This window comes from Desulfotruncus arcticus DSM 17038, from assembly GCF_900113335.1.
GTDB lineage: Bacteria > Bacillota > Desulfotomaculia > Desulfotomaculales > Desulfallaceae > Desulfotruncus > Desulfotruncus arcticus.
Window position 1 is genome coordinate 1 of the sequence record NZ_FOOX01000043.1, and the last position, 5663, is coordinate 5663.

Consider the following 5663-nt stretch of genomic DNA (forward strand, 5'->3'; position numbering starts at 1 on the left):
AATTGTAAGTTAACTGGCCTGGCGTAAGCCGGGCCACTCCGAAAGGGGAAAGTGATCATAGTGATCAATGGGCAACGAAGTTGCCGTTTAATTTTCACTTGGTAGATACCAGGTTAGTCGGAGGGTTCGTTAGAACCCGTGGCAGTGGTAACTGCTAATAATCCGGGGATGGCATAAGCCATCCGGACCAACGGCGTCATAGGGTCCCGCGCCATATACGCGCCATCACGGTAGTGATGGAGGTCGTTTAAAGGGACACGGTTTAAGATGGGGTCTCACTATTCGCCGCCCGCCGGTCCCGGGTGTCGGAGATCACCCGAATAAAAACCTGCGAAAGCAGGGTTTTTAAAAAGGCTTCGGCAGAAGCCAGCTTTGCTATGTTGTTTTTTGGTAGAGAAAAAACATAGCAAAACTTGAAAGCCGCGTGGCGGCTGAATTTCCGACGACGACGGTAGTTGGAGAAGGAAGAAACCCCAGCGCACGCGGAAGAGTGCGCTGGGGTTTCTTCCTTCTCCAGCCTGCCAGCGGTAGTGGCAAGCTGGAGCCGATTTGCCGGTAGGCCAAAAGGGCATGGGTACCGGTAGGGTTTTTTGCATTACGGTAGTAACGCAAGATCGTCAGAAGAAATCAGGAAACAAAGTGAATTCTGCCCTGGTAAGGGCAGTTGTCAAAGCCCCGGTAAGGGGCTTATTAGGTGGTAGCTTATTTGAGGACCTCCGGGACCGGTAGTGTCCCGGAGGCACGGGTAAAAATCAGTAGCGGGGGGGGTTTTATGGGTAGTAGGTCGGCGCCAAGCCGAAAAAAGCAAATTGAGATGGCCTTAAATAGCATTACAAAACAGGGCACTTCAAAACACCAGGCCAAGCAGGAGTACCGGGCGGAGGCCCGAGCGAAAGGAGAAAAGGTATTGACAGCTAAGACCAAATACGTTCATTCAGCAAAATGGTATAAAAATACGCTCAATGCAGCTGAACGGTATATAAAATTTGCGGATGAGAACGGTTTCGGGCATAAATATATAAATTCATATAACCACCAGGAGGCCGGAAAGGTTTTTTTTAAGGATTTATTAAATCGTGGGGTTAAAGATATTCAAGGGGTTGCTTCAGCATTGCGAAAATTTTCAGATGCCGTGGAAAATCGGTTTGGCGGGGAGATTAGAATTGTGCCGGATGATTTGCGGGGAATGATAAATCGAGCTAGGGCAGCCGGCCAAAAAATACCCGTGGGTAAACAGGAAAGATTGGATAGCCGGGAAGGTTACAGGGTTTACTCTGAGGAAGAAATGACTAAAATTATGCAGCATGTTTGGCAGCAAAAAAATGGAGATAAGTATGGTGTAGCTATTCGTGGTATGTCTGAGTTAGGATTACGGGAAAAAGAGTGTGCTAAATTACAGGTACGAGACATTGATTTTGAAAATGGTTTAATCCATGTAAAGTATGGTGCCAAAGGGAAGAGAGATCGCTGGGTACCTGTTACTAAACCTTATTTATTAGAGTTGAAAAATATTTGCTCTAATAAAGGTGATAAAGACTTGGTTTTTGAGGTGCCGGGAAGGAAATGGGAAAATCGGTGTAAAAATATCTGGAGTAGTTTTGAAAAAGCATGTACGGTAAACGGGTTGGGTCAGCATAGGGTTCATAATTTAAGGGCTACCTGGGCCAGTAAAAAATATTATGAATTTAGGGAGAAAGGGATGGACAGGGATAAGGCCCGGGTAAAGGTAAGTAAAATTTTAGGACACAACCGGGGTGAGGTTTTAGATTGGTATATTGACTATAGCAAAGACAAATAACTCTATATTTTGGGAGGAAGATTAGTAGTGTCAAAAGTGAAAACGATCTTCCGACAAGTTAAAGAACTATTTGCTATAAGCCGTAATAAATCAGAAGCACGGGATAATTATAAGGATATTTGTATGCAATTTGCTGAATACTTAGCTAAGAAACGTAATACTACAAAGTTCCTCATATGTAGAGTAAAACCAGAGGAAGTTCAAGAATTTTTACGAGAGGTTGCTGCCGACGGCTTAGAAATGAGTCAAATATATTGGTGCGCCTTAAAAACACTGAAAATAATGACAAATAAGTATTTTGGTTTAGTTAATTGGGAAATACCGGAAGATAAAATTAAGTTAAAGTGCCCTTATTGTGGAGCAAGTTCAAAACTAATAGATAGTAAGATAATCTATGGTAGAAGTTATGGAATGTTTTATGTATGTGTGAATTACCCGGAATGTGATGCCTATGTTGGAACTCATCAAGGAACGACATGGCCACGTGGAACCTTGGCAAATAAAGAATTAAGGGAGTATAGGAAAAAAGCATATTTTGCATTTGATAGTATCCAGAGATCAGCAGGAATCAGTAGGACACAAGCGTATAAATGGCTTGCTAAAAAATTAAACATACCGTTTAAAAGTGCTCATATAGGATATTTCGACTTAAGCATGTGTCAAAAAAATGGTAAATATTTGTAAGGAAAAGGAATTGGATTTCTACAGCTAGGGATAAAAATATATAAAGAGTTAAAAACGTTGCAAATAAGAGAAAAATGAAGCTTAGTTTTGCTGACCATGCTGGTGCCGGCTACTGCACCGGGGCCTGGCATGGTCAGCCACGGTGACCACATAAACCGCATAAATACAAGATTTTTATCTATTTACGGACTAGATGGGTTGACTTGTTTGACCGATTATATCAATTTTGATATAATAAAACTTGGGAGTGGAAAATAATGGCCCGAATTACCAAAAAAGATTTGTTGGAAAGGTTATCTCGATGCTCCAGAATCGTTATGACCGAAGAAGTTGCACAATATATCATAAATCACACCCAACCAAAAGTATCAGCTAAAATACTTCACGACATCATGTTGCTGAATGAATTTGGCCTTATGTTACCTGACAGATATATTCATCGTATATGGGATAGCAATGAAAAACTATGGGAATTACGGACAAAATTTGCTCGATACAATGAACGGACATTATTCTTTTCAGTTTTATGTGATAAGTTTTTACTGACAAATTGCTTCCGAAAAACTTCAAGCAAAGTGCCGCAATCGGAAATACGCAAAGCTGAGAACATTCTCCATGAGTTTTTGCAAACGATAGGAGGAAAAATAGATGACTAAATTTGTCACCATGAACGAAATTGCCGAACGCCTTGAAAGCAGACCGCAAATCATCGAAGAAATGCTTAAAGATGAGCCTCGTTATCAGATAGCTAGGGCTATTATTGCCGAACGAACTAGACGCGGCTGGAGTCAAGGAACCCTTGCACGTAAAGCACGTTTGACCCAGGCCCAGGTATCTAGGTTGGAAAGGGCGCGTATCGGAAATTTCGTTACCGTTTTAAAAACACTTGATGCATTAGATCTTAAACTGGAAATCGTACCAACAAAACACCATAAAGTATAATTCACATCAGATGCCAAGGCTAATAGGTGGATTAAGGTCGTGGATCGGTGTAACATAAGGGTACAAAAAGAAAGTTATATGAGAATTTACCAAGGTGAACTACCCCTCCCTTCGTTCAACTCAGGAAGGGGTAGTTCACGTAAACCATTAACAATGATAAGAGGTGAAATATTATGTTAAAATATGAAGATATTGTTGCTAGGTTGAATGATTCTATAATTAACGCTAACTTGGATCCATATCTTATTCAGGAAAAAATAGAGCTTCGAAGCTGCAATCGTGAGTATATCAATATATGTAAAACAAGAGATGCTAAGGATGGAAAGATAAGAGCAGAAATTAGCTTTGAGTGGGATAGCCTCTTGACATCTGAATCAGTTTATGGAGGTAACTGTTCTTTGTATCATAATGAAACTGAATCTTGCCTTCATGATGAGCTAGAACCAGAACCATTTATTGAGTTAGAAATTAATTACTATTTTGACATGAGTGATATAAAAATAATTGATTATATTGAAAAAGCGCTGTCAAATGTATTTGACAGTGTTATGGAACATAGTAACAGACCATTATTAAGGTGGTCAATGTTGACAGATTTGGATAATAATAAAAGAGTATCTGAGATATATGCAAATCATTATTGGCACATAGACCTAAATAAGGATGAGGAAATTGATTTTGATGGAATATGTATAGAAATATATCAAGTATTAACAGCATTGGAGTCACTTCTCTTACCATAAATAGCAATAGATGTAGATACAATGCTTTACAACTACTTATTCAACGCCGGTTGTTGGATCCGCTGTTGCAACCAGCAGATCAGATCCAAGTTTATTTTGACACGGTAACCGAGCGTTTTGCCAGTCTGACTGATAAATTATGGCCAAATTCTTTAGAATTTAAGTTGTGGAATTGGGGATATTATCCTGAAATTGCATAACTACTGGATTACAGCAAAGAAAAATGATTCTAAATATGTAAGAATGATGCCCGGATTATAATCCGGGCATTGGTGTTAGAATGGGAGCTAGAAGAATTTATACTACCAAAATTATTCTATTGCATAGTAACTAGTTTGGTACGCTAAATAGCTTGTTTAAGCTCCTCAAAACTTAATGTTATGGAATCACCTCACAAAGCCATTACTACCTTAAGTATAAAGTATATTAACACTGAAAACATCATTTGCCAAAAAAGGATTAAGCTAATTGCTTAAAGAACTACATTATTTAATAAAAAATATTGAGCTTGCCCCGTTAAAATAGACACAAGCCGCAAGGTACAACCACCCTTCATCCGTTGCGATATATGTAATATCGGCAACCCAAACCTGATTAGTGTTTTTTGCAAGAGTTTTTTGGAGAAAGTTGCAAGTAATTTTTCCATAGTATTGCATCTCCATTTTCCACAATGTTGCAGGTTCTCTTTCCCCGCCATGTTCTACAGGGAAAGAGAAGACTTGCAGGCATTTGTTACCTGAATTAATTAAAAAGAAAGTGATTCGGTTAAGTATTCAATCCGCCGTTCTGCTATTCTGGAAGATTCCAGACCGTGGTCTGAAAGCATTTGTTCCAATTCGGCAACATATTCCTTAAGATCACGTGCCTCGCAGGATTTTTCAATATACAGATTCTTAAGGTGCTCACGCTCTTCCTGCCAGCGTTCGGACGGGCTTTTTACTGTGACATCCAGTTCCCCGGCCTCATAATCACTAATATCCCGCCGGATGTTAGCATAAAGATCCTGTTCGGTGAATTCATACGGAAACGGCTCTTCTGCATATTTCACGAGCAGATACCGCTTAAGGTCATTGGGAAAAGACCTCCTGTATGTATGTTCAAGTTCTCTGATAATTGTTTTGTTTATGGTCATATCATTGACCCTCCTTCTTATCTGTTGACGCTATTGAGCGGTAAAGGTCATTGATACTGGACTCCCTTAACCGGTTGTTCTCTCCCGGAAACAGGAGAAGATAGCAGTGGTGCATAAGTCTGCCTACAAGGGCAACAGTCATCTGCTCATCATAGAGTACATTGACCCACCTGGAAAACTCCAGGTTCGTGTTCAATATGATGGACTTGTGCTCATGTATCTCGGAGAGATAGTCAAAGAGCAACTGGGCACCGGTACGGTCGTATGGTACGTAGCCCCACTCGTCCAGTATAATGACAGATGCTTTATTCAGTTTTTTCAACAGCGTCCCCAGTGTGCCGGCCTTCTTGGCTTCCGAAAGCTG

The 5663-nt window shown here is 40.3% G+C and carries 8 protein-coding genes; 6 read left to right on the forward strand and 2 right to left on the reverse strand.

What is annotated here, in order from left to right:
* Positions 1 to 772 precede the first annotated feature (772 nt).
* From BM056_RS25280 to BM056_RS26500, 6 genes are all read left to right on the forward strand, one after another.
* Positions 773 to 1798, forward strand: a complete 1026-nt coding sequence (locus BM056_RS25280) for a tyrosine-type recombinase/integrase (RefSeq protein ID WP_131820852.1) — start codon at positions 773 to 775, stop codon at positions 1796 to 1798.
* A 27-nt stretch (positions 1799 to 1825) separates the two neighbouring features.
* Positions 1826 to 2482 carry a zinc-finger-containing protein gene (locus tag BM056_RS26685; protein WP_207648248.1) on the forward strand — a complete coding sequence of 219 codons (657 nt, stop codon included), beginning with the start codon at positions 1826 to 1828 and terminating at the stop codon, positions 2480 to 2482.
* Between the two features lie 317 nt (positions 2483 to 2799).
* Complete coding sequence (locus BM056_RS25290; protein ID WP_165613719.1) at positions 2800 to 3138, forward strand: type II toxin-antitoxin system RelE/ParE family toxin; 339 nt, start codon at positions 2800 to 2802, stop codon at positions 3136 to 3138.
* Positions 3131 to 3424, forward strand: a complete 294-nt coding sequence (locus BM056_RS25295; RefSeq protein WP_092476278.1) for an XRE family transcriptional regulator — start codon at positions 3131 to 3133, stop codon at positions 3422 to 3424. Before BM056_RS25290 ends, BM056_RS25295 begins: the two co-directional genes overlap by 8 nt.
* Before the next feature lie 173 nt (positions 3425 to 3597).
* Positions 3598 to 4167: a hypothetical protein gene (locus BM056_RS25300; protein ID WP_092476281.1), complete on the forward strand. Its 570-nt coding sequence runs from the start codon at positions 3598 to 3600 to the stop codon at positions 4165 to 4167.
* A gap of 50 nt (positions 4168 to 4217) precedes the next feature.
* Positions 4218 to 4367, forward strand: a complete 150-nt coding sequence (locus BM056_RS26500) for a hypothetical protein (RefSeq protein ID WP_165613720.1) — start codon at positions 4218 to 4220, stop codon at positions 4365 to 4367.
* Between the two features lie 545 nt (positions 4368 to 4912).
* Here BM056_RS26500 and BM056_RS25310 read toward each other — a convergent pair.
* Both BM056_RS25310 and BM056_RS25315 read right to left on the reverse strand, forming a co-directional pair.
* Entirely contained in the window at positions 4913 to 5299 is a 387-nt protein-coding gene (locus BM056_RS25310) for a hypothetical protein (protein ID WP_092476285.1), read from the reverse strand.
* Between the two features lies 1 nt (position 5300).
* Positions 5301 to 5663: ATP-binding protein (locus tag BM056_RS25315; RefSeq protein WP_165613721.1), on the reverse strand; the 363-nt coding region annotated here is incomplete at its 5' end.

Bases quoted from the DNA above. Each gene is read 5' to 3' on its own strand.
- BM056_RS25280 (WP_131820852.1), top strand. From the start codon at position 773: ATGGGTAGTAGGTCGGCGCCAAGCCGAAAAAAGCAAATTGAGATGGCC.
- BM056_RS25290 (WP_165613719.1), top strand. From the start codon at position 2,800: ATGACCGAAGAAGTTGCACAATATATCATAAATCACACCCAACCAAAA.
- BM056_RS25295 (WP_092476278.1), top strand. From the start codon at position 3,131: ATGACTAAATTTGTCACCATGAACGAAATTGCCGAACGCCTTGAAAGC.
- BM056_RS25300 (WP_092476281.1), top strand. From the start codon at position 3,598: ATGTTAAAATATGAAGATATTGTTGCTAGGTTGAATGATTCTATAATT.
- BM056_RS25310 (WP_092476285.1), bottom strand. From the start codon at position 5,299: ATGACCATAAACAAAACAATTATCAGAGAACTTGAACATACATACAGG.